Annotated in this window: 15 protein-coding genes; 6 read left to right on the top strand and 9 right to left on the bottom strand. The window is 46.4% G+C overall.

The features are described 5' to 3' along the window. Positions 1-52: 52 nt before the first annotated feature. Together emrA and emrB are read left to right on the top strand one after the other, a co-directional pair. The gene (gene emrA / locus EL341_RS04345; protein ID WP_047780210.1) at positions 53-1,219 is read left to right on the top strand and encodes a multidrug efflux MFS transporter periplasmic adaptor subunit EmrA; all 1,167 of its coding nucleotides are present in this window, start codon (positions 53-55) and stop codon (positions 1,217-1,219) included. A 7-nt stretch (positions 1,220-1,226) separates the two neighbouring features. Beyond that, positions 1,227-2,777, top strand: coding sequence for a multidrug efflux MFS transporter permease subunit EmrB (gene emrB / locus EL341_RS04340; protein ID WP_047780209.1), 1,551 nt, complete (start codon positions 1,227-1,229; stop codon positions 2,775-2,777). A 225-nt stretch (positions 2,778-3,002) separates the two neighbouring features. On the opposite strand, the gene EL341_RS04335 is transcribed toward emrB, so the two are convergent. The 5 genes from EL341_RS04335 to EL341_RS04315 all read right to left on the bottom strand — a co-directional run bounded on the left by EL341_RS04335 (position 3,003) and on the right by EL341_RS04315 (position 8,878). Continuing rightward, complete coding sequence (locus EL341_RS04335) at positions 3,003-4,142, bottom strand: glycerate kinase (RefSeq protein WP_074820011.1); 1,140 nt, start codon at positions 4,140-4,142, stop codon at positions 3,003-3,005. An 89-nt stretch (positions 4,143-4,231) separates the two neighbouring features. After that, positions 4,232-5,116: a 2-hydroxy-3-oxopropionate reductase gene (garR, locus tag EL341_RS04330; protein ID WP_074820014.1), complete on the bottom strand. Its 885-nt coding sequence runs from the start codon at positions 5,114-5,116 to the stop codon at positions 4,232-4,234. Positions 5,117-5,214: 98 nt separating this feature from the next. After that, complete coding sequence (gene garL, locus EL341_RS04325; RefSeq protein WP_047780206.1) at positions 5,215-5,982, bottom strand: 2-dehydro-3-deoxyglucarate aldolase; 768 nt, start codon at positions 5,980-5,982, stop codon at positions 5,215-5,217. A gap of 103 nt (positions 5,983-6,085) precedes the next feature. After that, positions 6,086-7,423, bottom strand: coding sequence for a glucarate dehydratase (gene gudD / locus EL341_RS04320; RefSeq protein ID WP_047780205.1), 1,338 nt, complete (start codon positions 7,421-7,423; stop codon positions 6,086-6,088). A 114-nt stretch (positions 7,424-7,537) separates the two neighbouring features. After that, complete coding sequence (locus EL341_RS04315; protein ID WP_047780204.1) at positions 7,538-8,878, bottom strand: MFS transporter; 1,341 nt, start codon at positions 8,876-8,878, stop codon at positions 7,538-7,540. Between the two features lie 558 nt (positions 8,879-9,436). Here EL341_RS04315 and garD point away from each other — a divergent pair. Further along, positions 9,437-10,999: a galactarate dehydratase gene (garD, locus tag EL341_RS04310; protein WP_074820017.1), complete on the top strand. Its 1,563-nt coding sequence runs from the start codon at positions 9,437-9,439 to the stop codon at positions 10,997-10,999. A 95-nt stretch (positions 11,000-11,094) separates the two neighbouring features. On the opposite strand, the gene EL341_RS04305 is transcribed toward garD, so the two are convergent. The 3 genes from EL341_RS04305 to dgt form a co-directional block, all read right to left on the bottom strand. Next, a complete protein-coding gene (locus EL341_RS04305) occupies positions 11,095-12,093 on the bottom strand; it encodes a reverse transcriptase family protein (RefSeq protein ID WP_074820020.1) in 999 nt (332 codons plus the stop codon). Positions 12,094-12,416: 323 nt separating this feature from the next. Continuing rightward, positions 12,417-13,571: a CdaR family transcriptional regulator gene (locus EL341_RS04300; protein ID WP_047780201.1), complete on the bottom strand. Its 1,155-nt coding sequence runs from the start codon at positions 13,569-13,571 to the stop codon at positions 12,417-12,419. A 296-nt stretch (positions 13,572-13,867) separates the two neighbouring features. Further along, positions 13,868-15,364 carry a dGTPase gene (dgt, locus tag EL341_RS04295; protein WP_074820024.1) on the bottom strand — a complete coding sequence of 499 codons (1,497 nt, stop codon included), beginning with the start codon at positions 15,362-15,364 and terminating at the stop codon, positions 13,868-13,870. 262 nt (positions 15,365-15,626) lie between these two features. Here dgt and mtnN point away from each other — a divergent pair, with 262 nt between their 5' ends. Genes mtnN through EL341_RS04280 form a run of 3 tightly spaced genes read left to right on the top strand, consistent with a single transcriptional unit; the run spans position 15,627 to position 17,818 of the window. After that, positions 15,627-16,328 (top strand): 5'-methylthioadenosine/S-adenosylhomocysteine nucleosidase, encoded by a 702-nt coding sequence (mtnN, locus tag EL341_RS04290; protein ID WP_047780199.1) that lies wholly within the window; start codon positions 15,627-15,629, stop codon positions 16,326-16,328. A 17-nt stretch (positions 16,329-16,345) separates the two neighbouring features. Next, positions 16,346-17,182, top strand: a complete 837-nt coding sequence (btuF, locus tag EL341_RS04285) for a vitamin B12 ABC transporter substrate-binding protein BtuF (protein ID WP_074820582.1) — start codon at positions 16,346-16,348, stop codon at positions 17,180-17,182. A gap of 21 nt (positions 17,183-17,203) precedes the next feature. Beyond that, the gene (locus tag EL341_RS04280; RefSeq protein WP_047780198.1) at positions 17,204-17,818 is read left to right on the top strand and encodes a TRIC cation channel family protein; all 615 of its coding nucleotides are present in this window, start codon (positions 17,204-17,206) and stop codon (positions 17,816-17,818) included. A 130-nt stretch (positions 17,819-17,948) separates the two neighbouring features. Here the strand turns inward: EL341_RS04280 and erpA are convergent, their stop codons facing one another. Continuing rightward, positions 17,949-18,293: an iron-sulfur cluster insertion protein ErpA gene (erpA, locus tag EL341_RS04275; protein WP_074820028.1), complete on the bottom strand. Its 345-nt coding sequence runs from the start codon at positions 18,291-18,293 to the stop codon at positions 17,949-17,951. Positions 18,294-18,531: the final 238 nt, after the last annotated feature.

The following is an 18,531-nucleotide window of genomic DNA, read 5'->3' as shown; positions in this document are numbered from 1 at the left end:
GTCTGTTTCCCCCATTTAGACACAACTTAATTTGATTTGAAGGTGAAACCGAATGTCCGCGGAAAACATGTCCCCGCAACCAAAAAGTAAAAAGCAAACACGCAAAATGGCTCTCACAATAGCCGCTGTGCTATTCATTCTGCTCGGAACCGGCTATGCCATTTATTGGTTTGTTGCCCTTCGTCATCATCAAACCACGGATGATGCTTATGTTGCCGGTAACCAAATTCAAATTATGGCGCAGATCTCCGGTAACGTAACGACGATTCACGTCGATAATACTGACTTGGTTAAGCAGGGAGAGGTATTGCTAACGCTGGATCCAACTGATGCCCAGCAGGCCTTTGAAAGAGCTAAAACCTCATTAGCCAATAGCGTACGCCAAACTCATCAGTTGATTATTAATAATCGTCAGCTACAGGCTAATATCGAACTGAAAAAAACCGCGCTCAGTCAGGCTCAAGCTGACTTAACCCGCCGCGAAGCACTCGGTAAAGCAGCAGTTATTGGTAAAGAAGAGTTACAGCATGCCCGCGATGCGGCAGCCAGTGCCAAAGCTGAACTTGAAGTTGCGTTACAGCAATACAATTCAAACAACGCGCTGGTGCTAAATACACCCGTTGAACAGCATCCATCGGTTTTACACGCATCCTCACAATTGCGTGATGCTTGGCTAACCTTACAACGTACTAAGGTTGTGGCGCCTATTACTGGCTATATTTCCCGGCGTAGTGTGCAGGTTGGCTCACAAATCGCAGTGGGTACTCCTCTTATGGTGATTGTACCTGCCGATCAAATTTGGGTTGATGCTAACTTTAAAGAAACCCAGTTGGCTAACATGAGAATAGGTCAGCCGGTTACCATTATCAGCGACTTCTACGGTGATGATGTGGAATTTAATGGTACCGTCGCCGGCTTGGATATGGGAACCGGCAGCGCGTTTTCCTTGTTACCCGCTCAGAATGCAACTGGTAACTGGATTAAAGTGGTTCAACGTCTTCCAGTGCGTATCGAACTGGATCCGCAACAGGTTGCCCAACATCCTCTGCGTATCGGCTTATCCATGGATGTCACGGTGAATACTTCCGACAAAAATGGTCTGGTTCTGGCTGAAAAACCTCGGCAAGGGGTCGCTTATCAAACCGATGCGCTAACTTATGATCTGACGCCGGTTAATCATTTAATTGCCGATATTATTCAGGCTAACTCCGGTAACTGATGCTGAAATGACTGCACCATTAAAACCCCTTGAGGGCGCGAAATTAGGCTGGATTACGCTGGCGCTGGCTTTAGCAACGTTTATGCAAATTCTGGACTCCACTATTGCAAACGTAGCGATACCAACTATTTCCGGCGATCTAGGCTCATCGCTGTCTCAAGGTACCTGGGTTATCACCTCTTTTGGGGTGGCAAATGCGATCTCGATTCCATTAACAGGTTGGTTAGCTAAGCGCGTGGGCGAAGTCCGCCTGTTTATGATATCCACCACGCTGTTTGTCATCGCATCATGGCTATGCGGTATGTCACATAGTTTGGAGATGCTGATATTTTCCCGCGTTATTCAGGGATTGGTTGCCGGTCCTATTATGCCGCTCTCCCAAAGCCTGTTGTTGAACAACTACCCGCCCTTAAAACGAAGTATGGCACTGGCTCTGTGGTCAATGACGGTAACCGTTGCGCCAATTTTCGGTCCGATTCTGGGGGGCTGGATCAGCGATAACTATCACTGGGGCTGGATTTTCTATATTAACGTTCCAGTGGGTATTGCGGTTGTTGTTATTACTTGGGCCATTCTCAAAGATCGTGAAACTGAAACAGAAATCCGGCCTATTGATACCATTGGCCTGGTGCTGCTGGTGGTTGGTATCGGCTGCTTCCAAATGCTGTTGGACAGAGGGAAAGAGCTCGACTGGTTCCACTCCACCGAGATTATTGTGCTCTCGGTTGTTGCAGTAATTGCTATCACCTTCCTGATTATCTGGGAGTTAACCGACGATAACCCGATTATCGATTTATCGCTGTTTAAATCACGCAACTTTACCATTGGTTGTTTGTGTATCAGCCTGGCCTTTATGCTGTATATCGGGTCAATTGTCTTGCAACCTCAGCTCTTACAAGTGGTATTTAACTATACCGCTACTTGGGCAGGGCTAGCAGCGGCACCAATAGGCTTTATTCCACTGTTGTTGGCACCAGTTATCGGTAAATATGGTCCTAAAATTGACTTACGCCGTCTGGTTACCTTTAGCTTTGTAGTTTATGCCGTCTGTTTTTACTGGCGCGCCTACACTTTTGAACCGGCGATGGATTTCTCTGCCGTGGCTTGGCCGCAATTTATTCAGGGCTTCGCCGTGGCCTGCTTCTTTATGCCGCTAACCACCATCACACTATCCGACGTGGAACCCTCTAAAATTGCTGCGGCTTCCAGCCTATCAAACTTTTTGAGAACGCTGGCTGGTTCGGTAGGAACCTCAATTACCACCACCTCATGGTCACAGCGTGAAGCGTTACACCATACTCGGCTTACTGAGGCTATTAATCCTTATAATCCGCTGACGCAACAAACCTATGATTCAATGGGTAAAATGGGCATGTCGCAAGAACAAATATCGGCGTATCTCAATAACCAAATCACCAATCAAGGACTGATTATGTCGGCCAATGAATTCTTCTGGATATGCGGTGGGATTTTTCTGGTTCTGGTTATGCTGGTGTGGTTCGCTAAACCACCATTTATTATCGGCGGCGGCGCACACCATAGCGGTGGTGAACATTAGTTATACGTTGATTAATATGAGCTAACTGTAACTTATCCGGCTGTAAAAATTAGTGCGAATATCAATATGATGCTCAGTTAGAATGCTTAATTGGAAGGAAAGAATGGCGTAAGGGTCGTAGCAGCTTTAGCTGCCGGAGTGCCCGTAGCCATTCCAGGCACGATACACTCCGTCGCTAAGTACTTAGGGGGTTAAGGTTTTATCATTAACTGGAATATCTAAGCGCTATTTATCTAATCCTAGTTTATACACCATTGCGATATTTCGGGCGGTCATTCTTACGTTATCCGCCGCCTGCATTAGCGCATCATCCAAAGAACATATCTTATATAACACGCTGAACACCGCATCTAAGCCATGTTGATAGACGATATCGACATCGCTGCTTAGGCTTCCGGCAATAGCAATCACTGGTTTATGATAAGCTTTCGCCACCCGCGCTACACCGATAGGGACTTTGCCATTCACCGTTTGGCTATCAATCCGCCCTTCACCAGTGATGACTAAATCGGCATCTTTTACTACTGCATCCAGCCCGACTGCTTCAGTCACAATATCAATACCTGGCCGCAAATCAGCCCCGCAGAAAGCCAATAATGCGGCTCCCATTCCGCCGGCAGCACCTGAACCGGGAACGTCATTTACATCCAGTCCCAAATCGCGTTTGATAATACTGGCATAATGCAACAGATTGGCATCCAACTGTTCAATCATCTCCGGCGTGGCGCCTTTCTGTGGACCAAAAATGGCTGAAGCACCATGCTCACCGGTGAGCGGATTCGTTACGTCGCAAGCGACTTCAAATCGACATTCTTTAATCCGCTTATCCATTGTGCTGATATCAATGCGCCGCAGCTTCGATAGCGCTCCACCACCAAAGCCTATTGACTGACCATTTTCATCCAGCAGTTTGGCACCCAACGCCTGTACCATCCCTGCGCCACCATCATTCGTTGCGCTGCCACCGATGCCAATAATGCAATGTTTTACCCCCCGATTAAGGGCTTCGACAATCAACTCCCCTGTGCCGTAGGATGTCGTCGTCATCGGATTACGTTTATTGACGGGTACTCGCTCTAAGCCACTGGCAGCAGCCATTTCAATAATGGCGTAACGTTCATCACCAGATAACCCCAAAAAAGCCGAACCTTGCTCACCTAATGGATCGGTCACATCGAGCGTAATCATTTTTCCTGATGTAGCGGCTACCATCGCTTCTACTGTCCCCTCTCCCCCATCTGCTACAGGCAACTTGACGTATTCAGCATCAGGGAAAACTTCACGGAATCCTGCTTCAATCTGAACGGCAACATCCAGTGCACTAAGACTTTCTTTGTAGGAATCCGGTGCGATGACTATTTTCATAACCTATCCATATAAAAGATTATTAAATGACCAACGATAAAACGTTATGTCTGCCCGCCGTTCACCATAGGGACGGCGGGATGCTGCAATTAACGGCTCACTTCAACTTTAGCTAACTTCTCGTAGTAACGGGCTAATGCACAGTGATCCAAGGTGCCCATATCGTCAGCTTTTAGCGCCTGCATCATCTCCATCACGGCGGCGGTTAACGGGAGCTGAGCGCCCACGCCGTGCGAGGTATCCAATGCGTTAGCCAAATCTTTAATATGCAAATCGATACGAAAACCCGGCTTGAAGTTACGATCCATCACCATTGGCGCTTTAGCATCCAAAACGGTACTGCCAGCCAGTCCACCGCGAATTGCCTGATAAACCAGATCCGGATTAACCCCAGCTTTAGTCGCTAATACCAGCGCTTCTGACATAGCGGCAATATTCAGCGCGACAATTACCTGATTAGCCAACTTGGTCACGTTACCTGCGCCAATATCTCCGGTATGCACCACAGAACCCGCCATCGCTTTCATGATGTCAAAATGACTATCGAATATGGCCTTGTCGCCCCCCACCATCACCGATAATGTACCGTCAATCGCTTTAGGTTCACCGCCGCTAACCGGCGCATCCAGCATGTTTACACCTTTTTCTACCAGCGCCGCGGAAATTTCCCGGCTGGCCAGAGGAGCAATAGAACTCATATCGATCACAACGGCACCTTTTTTGGCCCCCTCGATAACGCCGTTCTCTCCCAAAACGACCTCTTTTACCTGCGGGGAATTAGGCAACATCGTGATAATCACATCACTAAGCTCCGCAACTGCTTTCGGCGTTGCCGCTGATGTCGCACCAGCAGCGACAATTTCTGCTACTGCATCAGTATTACGATCCATCACCACCAGAGAATAGCCTGCTTTCAGCAGATTTTTACTCATGGGCTTGCCCATAATCCCCAAACCAATAAATCCAATTTTCATGACACATTCCTCATTGTCTGTATACCAGCCCACTATCATAAGTAGGAGAAAAAATTATTAGCGCACTGCCCAATTAATGGATTAATCCGCTTTATCAATTACTTATATTTGTCACACAGCGCCTGAGTTGCACCGCGAAAAATGCCTAAATCACTACCGACGGCAACAAAGGTTGCGCCCCATTCCAGATAGCGACGAGCATCTGCTTCAACCGGGGCCAAAATACCGCATGCTTTACCATGGGCTTTAGCCCGCTCAAAAATATGGCGAATCACTTGCTGAACTTCCGGATGACCAGCCTGACCTAAATATCCCAACGCAGCAGACAGGTCGCTCGGCCCAACAAATATCCCATCAACACCGTCAACGGCAGCGATGGCATCCAGATTATCTACGCCTTTCTGGCTTTCGATCTGCACCATTACGCTGATACTGTCGTTAATTTTGCTGAAATAATCAGCAACGGTGCCGTAGCCATTACTACGGTGAGAAACCGATACTCCGCGAATACCCTGCGGGGGATAACGTGTAGACGCAACGGCCTGTAATGCCTCTTCCTCTGACTCCACAAACGGGATCAGCAGGTTATAAAATCCGATATCCAACAAACGCTTAATGGTCACCGGGTCATTGGACTGAGGGCGCACGACAGCCGCACTCTCGCTACCTTTTAACGCCATCAGCTGTGGAATAAAGGTGTTTACGTCATTCGGTGCATGTTCACCATCGAGCAATAGCCAGTCAAAACCGGCATACCCTAACACTTCGGTGGTAATTGGGCTGGCCAAAGCAGCCCAGCAACCAATCAACCTTTTACCATCACGAAGATCCTGACGAAACTGGTTAGGAATATTGTATTTAGACATCATGAATCCTTGTATTTTTACCGCATAGCCACACGCTATGATTAAGTAATGCTTCTTAAGTGATACGTTGTCAGCCGCGCGGATAGCACGGCCAAATCGTGAATTAACGCACCAAACAAGGACGTTTGTTATCAAAAGTCCAATCAGGGATCAGATACTGCATTCCCATCGCGTCGTTACGCGCTCCAAGCCCCATGCTTTTGTATAACTCATGAGCTTTAAGCACTTGATCCATATCGATCTCAACCCCTAACCCCGGTTTCTTCGGTACCTGAACCATGCCACCTTCGATTTTCAGCGGCTCTTTGGTAATACGTTGATTACCTTCCTGCCAAATCCAGTGAGTATCAATTGCAGTAATCTTGCCCGGCGCAGCCGCAGCCACCTGAGTAAACATCGCCAGAGAAATATCAAAATGGTTATTGGAGTGAGAACCCCAAGTCAGTCCCCATTCATGACACATTTGCGCAACACGCACTGAACCTTGCATAGTCCAGAAATGCGGATCGGCCAGAGGAATATCTACTGAATGAAGCTGAATGGTATGTCCCATCTGACGCCAGTCAGTGGCGATCATATTAGTGGCAGTGAGCAAACCAGTAGCACGACGGAATTCCGCCATAATTTCACGACCAGAATAGCCCGCTTCAGCACCGCATGGATCTTCTGCATAGGCCAAAGAGCCCTTGAGATATTTGCCAATATTAATTGCTTCATCTAACGACCATGCACCGTTCGGATCCAGTGTGATACGCGCCTGAGGGAAACGTTGTGCCAACGACACAATCGATTCGGCCTCTTCTTCACCAGCCAACACACCGCCCTTCAGTTTAAAGTCGTTAAAGCCATACTTTTCATAGGCAGCTTCCGCTAAACGCACGACGCTATCCGGGGTTAAGGCTTCTTCATGGCGTAAACGGTACCAGTCGCAACGTTCATTAGGCTGGCTCTGATAAGGCAAATCCGTTTTGTTGCGATCGCCGATAAAGAACAGATACCCCAGCATTTCAACCTCATCACGCTGCTGGCCATCACCTAATAAAGAGGCCACCGTAACCCCCAGATGCTGCCCTAACAGATCGAGCATTGAGGCCTCAATCGCCGTGACCACATGGATAGTCGTACGCAGGTCAAATGTTTGAGTGCCACGCCCACCGGCATCGCGGTCGGAGAATTGATCGCGCACGCTATTCATCACATTTTTATATTCGCCGAGGGTTTTACCCAGAATCAGCGGCTTCGCATCTTCCAGCGTCTGACGGATGCGCTCACCGCCCGGCACTTCACCGACGCCAGTGTTACCCGCGTTATCTTTCATAATAACGATGTTACGGGTGAAATAAGGAGCGTGAGCCCCACTTAGGTTTAATAACATGCTGTCGTGTCCGGCAACCGGAATCACCTGCATTTCAGTAATTATTGGGGATGCTGACGAACTCATAGTAAATCCACCTTAGTTATCTTTAATTAATTGGATAATGTTATTCGGTTAAACGTTAATTAACGCACTATCGCCGGAGGTATCTTGCATAGGCATGGCCTGATACCTCAAAGATTACAGTTTCAGCTCAACGCGTTGAATCTTACCGACCACAAATAGATAGCTGACAACCGCGATCACCGCGTGAATACCGACATACACCAATGCGCCGTTAAATGAACCTGTGGTGTGAACGATATAGCCGATAGCGATAGGCGTAACAATGCCTGAGATATTGCCGCACATATTGAATAAGCCACCGCTTAATCCGCTGATCTCTTTTGGCGCAGTATCTGCCATCACCGCCCAGCCCAGCGCACCAACTCCCTTGCCGAAGAAGGCTAAAGCCATAAAGCCAACCACCAGCATTTCTGATTCCACGTAGTTACAGAAAATCATCGAAATAGACAGCAGCATGCCCAACACAATCGGCGTTTTTCTTGCCAAAGTAATGGAACCCGTACGTTTCATTAGCCAGTCAGAGATAATGCCGCCCAAAATACCGCCGGCAAAACCGCACAACGCCGGAACCGAAGCGACAAAACCTGCTTTCAGAATTGACATACCGCGTGCCTGGACCAGATAAACCGGGAACCAAGTAATAAAGAAGTAGGTTAATGCGTTGATACAGTACTGACCGATATAAATACCAACCAGCATACGGGAACTTAATAACTGCTTGATATAGTGGAATTTAGGACCTGAACTACCATCTTGACCTTTGCCCTGCTGATCCATATTGGTCAGCGCACCACCGCGTTCAATATGGTCAATTTCGCCCTGATTGATTTTCGGGTGATCTTTCGGATTATGGATGACCTTCAGCCAAACAAAACTAACAATGATGCCCAATCCACCCATAAAGTAGAATACAAACTGCCATCCTAAGGTATAGGTTAACCAGCCCATAATTGGCGCAAAAATAACGGTAGCAAAATATTGTGCCGAGTTAAAAATCGCTACTGCTGTACCACGTTCCTGTGCAGGAAACCATGCGGCAACAATTCGACTATTTCCCGGAAATGAAGGTGACTCAGCCAAACCAACCAGAAAACGTAAAGAGAAAAGCAGTACCAGAGCCCACATACCGCTTAAGAAGCCAATTGCGCCTTGTAACAGGGTAAAGGTTGACCAAATAAAAATACTCCAGAAATAAACGCGCTTGGAGCCAAATCTATCCAATAGCCATCCGCCCGGCAGTTGCCCTAGCACGTAGGCCCATGAGAATGCAGAGAACACATACCCCATACCGATAGCATCCAACCCCAGTGAAGTTGACATCGGGGCACCAGCAATCGATAACGTTGCCCGATCGCCGTAGTTAATCGCGGTAACCACGAACAGCATGACAACAATCCAAAAGCGGACATGAGTGGGTTTTTCACCGCCCCTTGCCGCCGACTTTATAGACTCCATAGTATTCTCCTAGAGATAAAGTTATTGATTTAACTTATCCATCTTTTTTAATATTGTTAGTGATAATAATTCGGATAAAAAAGTCTTCTTTCTGCCTAATAAAAATAGGCCGTCAGTTTTATTTCCCTGTATAAGAAATAACAAAATATAAAATTAATAATTCGCTGTTCCGCTGGAAAGATACTAATAGGAGAGAATGGTTTAAAGCATTGGGCAGATGCCCAACAATTTATGTAGCCCAGAACATTTTTCGCATAAAAAACAAACAAAAAAAGCAATAAAACACAATTAAATCATTGAGTTGAAAATATTAAAAACCGATATCCCCTTTCCAATAAATAGTCTGAAAAATTGATACCTATCACAGATTAAGAGCGAGTTAGGCGGAATTTAAAATCGCCTTAAAAATAGATATTGTTATTACCTAAGATAGTCAGTAAAAATAGAAATAAGACATAGCTAAAAATAGCAGAATTAAATAATTCACTCCGCCGCCACGATAGATAGTCACCCATAAATGATACCCGTTAAAATTTTTTAACATTGAAGGTATTTATCATGCAGAAAGATAACAATCTTACTACTCCGCTTTATATAAAAGTCGATGAACAAGACAATGTCGCCATTGTGGTCAATGACAACGGTCTAGCCGCCGGTACTCGTTTTAGCTGCGGTTTAGTCCTGACAGAACATATTCCACAGGGACATAAAGTTGCCCTAATCCCTATTCAACAAAACCAAGCTATTGTGCGCTACGGTGAAATTATCGGTTATGCGCTACGTGATATTGCCCAAGGAAGCTGGATTGATGAATCGCTGGTGGCTTTACCTGAAGCGCCTGCGTTGGATACCCTACCTCTGGCGACCAAGACTCCTGCACCGCTACCTTCGCTGGAAGGGTATACCTTTGATGGTTACCGCAATGCCGACGGTAGTGTAGGAACTAAAAACCTGCTGGGGATTACCACCAGTGTACAGTGTGTGGCAGGTGTCGTTGACTATGTCGTCAAGCTAATTGAGCGAGATTTACTCCCTAAATACCCTAACGTCGATGGCGTTGTCGGCCTAAACCACCTGTATGGCTGCGGTGTGGCAATTAACGCCCCAGCCGCGGTGATCCCTATCCGTACCATTCATAACCTGGCGCTGAACCCCAACTTTGGCGGTGAAGTGATGGTTATTGGCCTCGGTTGTGAAAAGCTTCAGCCGGAAAGACTGCTTGAAGGCACCCCTGACGTTGAAAAGATCATCATGACTGATAGTCCGATTATTCGTCTGCAGGATGAACAACACGTTGGCTTTGGCGCCATGGTGGCCGAAATTATGTCGGTCGCGGAAAAACATTTACAGCGTTTGAATAAACGGCAACGGGAAACCTGCCCAGCCTCAGAGCTGGTGGTAGGAATGCAGTGCGGCGGCAGTGACGCGTTTTCTGGCGTAACGGCTAATCCTGCGGTTGGCTTTGCCTCTGACCTACTGGTGCGCTGTGGTGCCACAGTGATGTTCTCCGAAGTCACCGAAGTCCGAGATGCCGTTCATTTACTCACGCCACGGGTTATTAATCCGCAGGTTGGTAAAGACTTACTGCGCGAAATGGCCTGGTACGATAATTACCTGAATAGCGGCGAAACAGACCGCAGTGCCAATCCATCACCCGGTAACAAGAAAGGAGGTTTGGCTAACGTGGTGGAAAAAGCGTTGGGTTCAATTGCTAAATCTGGGAAAAGTGCCATTGTCGAGGTTCTTTCACCGGGACAACGCCCAACCAAACGCGGTCTGATTTATGCCGCAACGCCCGCCAGTGACTTCGTCTGCGGTACCCAGCAATTAGCCTCCGGCATTACACTACAAGTTTTCACTTCGGGTCGAGGCACGCCTTACGGACTGGCGGCCGTGCCGGTGATAAAAATGTCAACCCGCAGCGCCTTAGCTAAACGCTGGTTCGATCTGGTGGATATCGATGCAGGCACCATTGCAACCGGGGAAGCCAGCATTGAACAAGTAGGATGGGAACTATTTCATCTACTGCTGGAAGTTGCCAGCGGTCGTAAGAAACCTTGGTCAGATCATTGGGGGTTACATAACGCATTAGCGGTGTTTAATCCCGCACCGGTGACTTGATAAAGTAAACACTTACATTGCAAAAGGTTAAGGGTGAGTACCTCACTCTTAATCCACCGATTACGGCTAAGTTAAACCGAAATAACCAATAGAAATTATTCTGCCCGATGAGTCCGAATCAGCTGTTTTATTAGAGATTGGGCTTGCAAAAAGTAAGCATCTTGGGGATTAACCTGCACAATAAAATTGGCTTTTCCCAATAGAGACTGAAGGTAGCTCTCAACGTCTTCCTGCTTAGCGATAAGACCGTTATTGATTTGAGTTAAATGTGACAACACACCAAATTTCTGGCAAAAGTAAAGTTCCTGCCGCAGTTGTTTACGATATTCTCTGGATACCTGTAGTTTTTCATTCACCACAATGCCGGTTACCAATTGTCGGGTATGACAGGTAAATAGCTTTGTTTTATGCTGGTTTAATGAAAAGCCCATTTCCTGTAAAAATGCCCGAACCTTATTTTTTAGCTGTTTAGCCTCAAAGTCGCCAGAAAAGGTCATGTCATCACAATACCGGGTATAAACAATTTTTCTTTCCTGACACCACTTTCCTATGTAGTTATCGAACGGCGTCATAACAATATTTGAAATGGCAGGTGACGTTGGTGCCCCTTGGGGTAGAGCATCGTTATAACAGCATAGATTGGTTAATAATGTACCAACGGATGGAGGAAAGTAGAGAGACGGAAAGACACTGCGACAAACCATCATAAATGTAATGCTGCCAAAGAAATCAACAATATCTAGCTTAAGTATCTGTCGTTGACCAAGGTGAGCTTGCGCATTAGCGACGATATCCGTTCCCTGACGATAAGCGGTGGCATGTGCTGACAGGGGAACATCCTGCAATAGATTGCGAAGAATGTTTTTTTGAATTTTCTTCAGCAGCTTATCCGGCACCAGTAAATGCCGCTGGGTGCCATCTCGCTTTAACAAGGTAGTCTGTTGATAATGGTTGTTGATATTACGGCTAACGGCATAAAGCGAAGCGATATACTTTTCATCGCTCCAATCAGTGTTGCCCAACAGCCGCAGGGAGACGAGAAACTGCTTGATTTGCGCCGTGGTACAATATTTCCATACGTCCGTATCAGGCATATGCTCCTTTTTTATCTCCGTCCATTGGTACCATAGTCAATATAAAATTAGGGATAGAGACAATACTATAAAACGATACCGTAAGCTGCGGAGACGTACTCAGCCGGAGGTCAACCGAAGGCGTCGCACACAAAGTGTGCTGAGGTACTTTGCAGCAGCTTATGGTCTGGCATAACTTAGCTATATCGATTATCCGGTGACGACTCGCCAACGGATCCAGATAATTCTATCTGAATAAGCTATTGCCTCTATCACAGGTATTCTAATCACGTTATATCAACAACTGCAATGCACTAAGTAACAACACGTTAAGTAACAAACGATTATTCTTCATCTAACTGTAATGCGATATACAGTTGCATATGGTCGTCAAATTTTTTCAAATTTAATCCGGTAATTTGCGAGATTCGATTTAATCGGTAGTCCAGCGTATTACGATGAATATACAGAGACTTTACCGTCGCTCCAGGATGCATATTGTGCTTAAACCATGCCTGTAATGTTCTACGCAGCAATCCGTTATTATCCATCGCTTTTAGTTTCGTCAATGGCCGATTGAGTTCATTCACTTGCCAGCCGCCGCGTAAGCTATCCAGCAACACCGGTAACATAAGATCCTGATAATAATAGCTGCTCTGGTTGGGCATACGCTGCTTACCCACGGTCATTGCTGCTTTTGCCGTACTGTATGAACGTGCAACACAACCGGGATCGGAGAAATGGTTGCCCAGCGATACTCTGACGTTAAGCTGGCTATTTTCAGAAATGCGCAGTAGCAGATTATCGACCCGTTTACGATGTTCTTCCGCATCCCAGCGACCATGGCTGTTCAATGCAGGTTGCAATACCACCATTTCATTGAGCGAAACAATCGCAATCAAGTTTTCCCGATCCGGTATAGTCAGCAAACTTTGCAGTTGCTGTAAGTCTTTCATGGAAACATCCGCCCCTTGACGGCGGCTATCCAGTTCAATCAAAGTGACCACTCTCGGCTGACTGAGGTCTATTCCTAATCGCTGTGCCCACTCCATTAATGATGAGGGTAACTCATCATTACGGATCAAATTCAGCACCAGCGCTTCACGCATCCGGCTATCCTGAGCCAGCATATTCAGCAGTCGGGCCTGCTCCAACATCATTTCTGCGGCCATACCGACCAACTGTCCGTGTTGCCGTAACAGATCGGGATCTCCCGTTAAACCAATAACGCCAACAACCTCGCCTTCTACCCGCAGAGGCAAATTAATCCCCGGACGAACTCCTTGCAAACTGATCGCCACGGCATCATTAATTTCTACCACGCGACCCTGAGATAGCGCCAATAAGGCACCTTCATGTAGCTCACCAATTCGCTTATTATCACCGCTACCGATAATCATACCGTTCGCATCCATTACATTGATATTGCTATCAATAATTTTCATGGTGCGGTTAACAATGTCTTGAGCGAGTTTGGCATCAAGATGGTAAAAAGACATGGCAACATCCCGGGAATAATGCGAATTAGCCAAGATTAATGGTAGTGATTGCCGTATGCATTGTGCAATTGCCCAAACTTGAGTTTTATTTATCCAAATTGAGGCAACAATCACATTTATCTATTACCGTCAATCTGCTCTCTATTTAGAAGGTTTTGTTATTCATTAAAATAAGAAAGATATTACTGTAATGCAGATAAGTGAAATAAACCGGTGAGATAAAAACAGGTATCGCTATGCTTTTCGTTAAAATAACCAAAAGCATAGCGACTAGAAAGGCGTTACTCTGTAGCCAACTACTCTGCCGCCATTAGCTTACGATACTCATCATAAGCATAAAGATCGGTCATACCGCTGATATAGTCCTGAATAAGTCTGGCGCGATAATACAGCTCTCTAATCTCTTGTTGTGATTCAGGCAAATGCCCCAGCTTGCTGATGGCTTCCTGATAAGCTAAACAATGTTTAGTCGACAACTTGTGGAATAAGCGCGTTTCAATTAAATAACGGCGATGGGCATTTTCTCGAACTAATTGCGTAAAATCCGCCATAGGCATATCCAGTAGCGGACTATAAATATCCAATAGCCCACTGATCACCCGATAGCCTTGTAACTCTAATTGTTCCACTTCTTCGTGATTGAAAACATATTTCAACGCAACATCTTTGAAAGCGCTGAGCAATTTAAACGCCTCATCACCATCTTCCAGCAGAGCTTGATTAAAACTACCGTCGAAAATAGCGGGTAAATTATTGATAAAGCGTAGAGCCGCCCGTGGCACCAGTTTGCCTACGGTATAAACCCGCAGATACATAAAGAACTGATCTTCACGATGACGATATCCGCTGCCCTGCTCCATTTTCCGTACCGCGTTACCAATGGTTTTATCAAACAGATCGCCATCAGACACCTCACCCCAGGCATTTTTCAAACGGTCGTGAAGCTGCTCAATGGTTAAAATGCGTTTTTCCACAGCATCTTCAAGATCGGCAATACAGTAAGAAATATCATCTGCGGCTTCCATAATATAGGTCAGTGGATACCGACTAAATTCCTTCATATCCAGCTTACTGCGCAGATCGTTAATAAAAGCTTCCTCTGCCAGATAGTAACCCGGTTTTTTCATCAGGTAGCTGCGATCCGCCGGTATATCCTCTGTCCAGTATGCTGGCCGGGTATACTTCAAAATACAGGCAACTTGAGAATAGGTTAAATTAAGCTTCAACAGCGTATGGACCAAACGAATAGCCTGAGCATTCCCTTCAAAATTACTTAAGTCCTGACAAATACGCACCCTGAGAACGTTTAATTCCGGCTGCTCATCTTGCAGGCGTAAACAGGGATAATGACACAGCTTCCCAGCACCGGGATTCAACCTCTTACTAAACCAGTTGTTAATAGCCGCTTCACCGAAATGACCAAAAGGTGGATTACCTACGTCATGCATCAGGCAAGCCATTTCAACAATGCTTTCAAAGGAGTCTAACGTTTTATCCAAACCAAGCTGTTCAATTCGCCCTTCTTTTTTGAGCTGATTGAAAATTTCTTTAGCAATATGACGACCAACCTGCTGCACTTCCATCGAATGAGTCAAACGACTACGTACCGCAGCATTGCGCTCCAATGGGAATACCTGAGTCTTTTGCTGGAGCCGGCGAATAGCAGCAGAATTGATGATACGCCCGCGATCGCTCTCAAACTGACGCGTAATCTCGTATTCCCCTTCCGGAGCTGGTGACGAGCCAAAAGGACGCTGAACAATGATTCTTTTGCTAAAATCAATTCCGGACATAACCTTTTCCCATTCTGCTTACGATTACCGCTGTCACATTCAGTTTCCAGCAGCCTGCCTGTTTTCAACCTATCTCGATGAAAAATTACGTGGTTTTTTCCATCTTAATAAAATATTTTCCAAGTTAATCATACATTATCCGCTCACGGATTAAAGATTAATCAAATGATGCAAAAATCTGTGTTGTAGAAGAGACTCATTCCGTCCATTAGCATGATAGACTACGCGCCAATTTATGTACCTAACCTGACGGATTATTACGATGAAAATAGGCATTATCGGCGCAATGGAGCAGGAAGTTACTCTACTTCGTGATCAAATCGACAATTGTGAAACCTTTAAACGCGCTGGCTGCGAAATCTATACCGGCCGCCTTAACGGCATTGAAGTCGCTCTGCTCAAATCAGGTATCGGTAAAGTTTCAGCGGCTATGGGCACCACTCTACTGTTGGAAATCTGTCGCCCTGACCTGATTATCAATACCGGTTCTGCTGGTGGCCTGGCCCCGTCACTCAACGTTGGCGATATTGTGGTATCCGATGAAGTACGCTATCACGATGCTGATGTCACCGCATTCGGCTATGAGCCAGGTCAAATGGCTGGCTGTCCGGCAGCTTTTCCTGCCGATAAAGATTTAATCGCACTGGCAGAACACTGTATCAGTCAATGCAACCTTCATGCGGTCAGAGGTCTGATTTGCAGCGGAGACGCCTTTATCAACGGGGCTGAACCACTGGCACGTATTCGAGCCAATTTCCCTAATGTTGCCGCCGTCGAAATGGAAGCAGCCGCTATCGGTCACGTTTGCCATCAGTTTGGTACACCGTTTGTAGTGGTGCGCGCAATTTCTGACGTTGCCGATCGGGAATCTCATTTGAGTTTCGATGAATTTCTTACTCTAGCGGCTAAACAATCATCTTTAATGGTCAGCACTATGCTAAAAACACTGGCAGAAAAACAATAATGCTGCTGCGGACCTTCATGAAAAAAACAGTAACGGCGCTGTGGCTGTTACTGTCAGTCTCTTCGCTATATCTGTATAGCGGCGCGGCGATATCCGCGGTTGCTGAACGAGTGATCAGTTTATCCCCCCATACCACTGAGCTGGCTTATGCCGCAGGTATGGGCGACAAACTGATTGCCGCCAGCGCGTATTCCGATTATCCACCGGAAGCGAAAAAGCTGGAGCAAGTGGCCTCATGGCAAGGCATCAATCTTGAGCGGGTTATCGCGTTAAAACCAGATTTAGTCTTAGCCTGGCGGGGAGGCAATCCGCAAAAAATGCTGGATCAGCTGACCAATTTTGGTATTAAAGTGCTCTATTCCGATCCGCAGAATATTCAGGGAATCGCTGACAACTTGAATCTGTTGGCTGAATATAGCCCGAATCCGGCACAGGCTCATCAAGCCGCCGCCCGTTTGCTAGATGAACAGCAATCCTTAAAGCAGCGCTATCAGCAACAAAGTAAGCCACCGGTCGGAGCCTTCTTACAATTTAGCCATCAGCCATTATTCACGACCTCCGGCAGTACGCTACAAAGTGAAATTGTTACCCTATGCGGCGGCAGAAATATTTTTGCCGATAGCCCGGTGCCCTGGCCACAGGTAAGCAGAGAGCAGGTACTTACTCGCAAGCCTCAGGTGATTATTATTTCTGGTGAAGAAGCGCAAGCAAAAAACGTCAGAGACTTCTGGCACGGACAGTTAGATGTTCCTATTATCACGGTACCTGAAAACTGGTTTAACCGTAGTGGCCCAAGAATTATGCTGGCTGCTGAAGTCATCTGTAAAAAATTATCTGAAATTTCATCTAGTTAATAGGATTTGGAGCACGGGTAAATGTTAGTCTATTGGCTGGATATTCTTGGAACTGCCGTTTTTGCTATCTCCGGTGTGCTATTAGCCGGAAAACTACGTATGGATCCCTTTGGCGTACTGGTATTAGGGGTTGTCACCGCGGTTGGTGGAGGCACCATCCGCGATATGGCACTGGCTAACGGCCCCGTATTTTGGGTCAAAGACCCGACCGATTTAGTGGTCGCGCTGGTCACCTGCGTCGCTACCATTGCCGTGGTACGCCACCCTCGCAGCCTGCCAAAATGGATTTTACCGGTACTGGATGCTATCGGCTTGGCGGTATTCGTCGGTATTGGGGTAAACAAAGCGTTTCTTGCCGGAACCGGTCCATTAGTCGCCACCTGCATGGGCGTCCTTACCGGTGTCGGTGGGGGAATTATTCGTGATGTGTTAGCTCGTGAGATCCCAATGATACTGCGTACCGAAGTGTATGCTACTGCCTGTATTATCGGCGGTTCGGTTCATGCCGCATCACATTATTTCTTTAATTTGGGGTTAGAAGAGTCAGGAATGCTGGGAATGGTGATTACGCTGACCATCCGTTTGGCCGCTATACGCTGGAACCTGAAGTTACCTACCTTTAGTTTGGAGAAATAACCGATATCTGGCGCGGACGAATCGCTTGAAGGGTGAGACACATAAATGTGTCTCATAACTGCCCGTAGCCATTCCAGACCCTACGCCCACGGGCACAAACATCTCTTTCTTACCAAATAACCACAACAACTTACACGCTAAATGAAGAGCCACATCCGCAGGTACTTTTGGCATTTGGATTCTGGATAATAAAGCGTGAACCTTCTAATCCTTCGGTATAGTCTACCGCACCGCCGATTAAGTATTGCAGACTCATCGGATCAACCACCAGCGACACGCCCTGCTTCTCTATCAGCATATCGCCATCATTCACTTTATCATCAAACGTGAAGCCATACTGGAAACCACTGCACCCACCACCGGTGATATACACACGTAGCTTCAGGTCAGGATTACTTTCATCAGCAATCAGTTCCTTCACTTTATTGGCCGCCGCCTCGGTAAACTCCAGCGGCAAAGCAGTTGAATCACTCATTCATTGTCTCCAGCTTATTTTTCAGATCTGGTTTCAGGTCTGCTACTCTGGCAAAACCCGTAATCCTATAATTATCTAATAGTTGACTAAAACGTTCAAGTATTATACCGCACTTTGCTACAATACTCAGGACTAATTTAGCGTGTAAAGTACGCTGATAAACGCCATTTTACAACACATCACCGACGGCACCTTAATCAAACCATCGTCTATTGTTCTTAGGTTGCTTTTATTATCC

Source organism: Pragia fontium, from assembly GCF_900638655.1.
GTDB classification, from domain to species: Bacteria; Pseudomonadota; Gammaproteobacteria; order Enterobacterales; family Enterobacteriaceae; genus Pragia; species Pragia fontium.
The sequence above is the reverse complement of the archived record's forward strand: the minus strand, read 5'-3'. Positions and strand labels throughout refer to the sequence as shown.

Excerpts from the sequence above, each read along its gene's own strand:
- emrA (WP_047780210.1), top strand. The coding sequence starts at position 53 with ATGTCCGCGGAAAACATGTCCCCGCAACCAAAAAGTAAAAAGCAAACA.
- emrB (WP_047780209.1), top strand. The coding sequence starts at position 1,227 with ATGACTGCACCATTAAAACCCCTTGAGGGCGCGAAATTAGGCTGGATT.
- EL341_RS04335 (WP_074820011.1), bottom strand. The coding sequence starts at position 4,142 with ATGAAAATAGTCATCGCACCGGATTCCTACAAAGAAAGTCTTAGTGCA.
- garR (WP_074820014.1), bottom strand. The coding sequence starts at position 5,116 with ATGAAAATTGGATTTATTGGTTTGGGGATTATGGGCAAGCCCATGAGT.
- garL (WP_047780206.1), bottom strand. The coding sequence starts at position 5,982 with ATGTCTAAATACAATATTCCTAACCAGTTTCGTCAGGATCTTCGTGAT.
- gudD (WP_047780205.1), bottom strand. The coding sequence starts at position 7,423 with ATGAGTTCGTCAGCATCCCCAATAATTACTGAAATGCAGGTGATTCCG.
- EL341_RS04315 (WP_047780204.1), bottom strand. The coding sequence starts at position 8,878 with ATGGAGTCTATAAAGTCGGCGGCAAGGGGCGGTGAAAAACCCACTCAT.
- garD (WP_074820017.1), top strand. The coding sequence starts at position 9,437 with ATGCAGAAAGATAACAATCTTACTACTCCGCTTTATATAAAAGTCGAT.
- EL341_RS04305 (WP_074820020.1), bottom strand. The coding sequence starts at position 12,093 with ATGCCTGATACGGACGTATGGAAATATTGTACCACGGCGCAAATCAAG.
- EL341_RS04300 (WP_047780201.1), bottom strand. The coding sequence starts at position 13,571 with ATGTCTTTTTACCATCTTGATGCCAAACTCGCTCAAGACATTGTTAAC.
- dgt (WP_074820024.1), bottom strand. The coding sequence starts at position 15,364 with ATGTCCGGAATTGATTTTAGCAAAAGAATCATTGTTCAGCGTCCTTTT.
- mtnN (WP_047780199.1), top strand. The coding sequence starts at position 15,627 with ATGAAAATAGGCATTATCGGCGCAATGGAGCAGGAAGTTACTCTACTT.
- btuF (WP_074820582.1), top strand. The coding sequence starts at position 16,346 with ATGAAAAAAACAGTAACGGCGCTGTGGCTGTTACTGTCAGTCTCTTCG.
- EL341_RS04280 (WP_047780198.1), top strand. The coding sequence starts at position 17,204 with ATGTTAGTCTATTGGCTGGATATTCTTGGAACTGCCGTTTTTGCTATC.
- erpA (WP_074820028.1), bottom strand. The coding sequence starts at position 18,293 with ATGAGTGATTCAACTGCTTTGCCGCTGGAGTTTACCGAGGCGGCGGCC.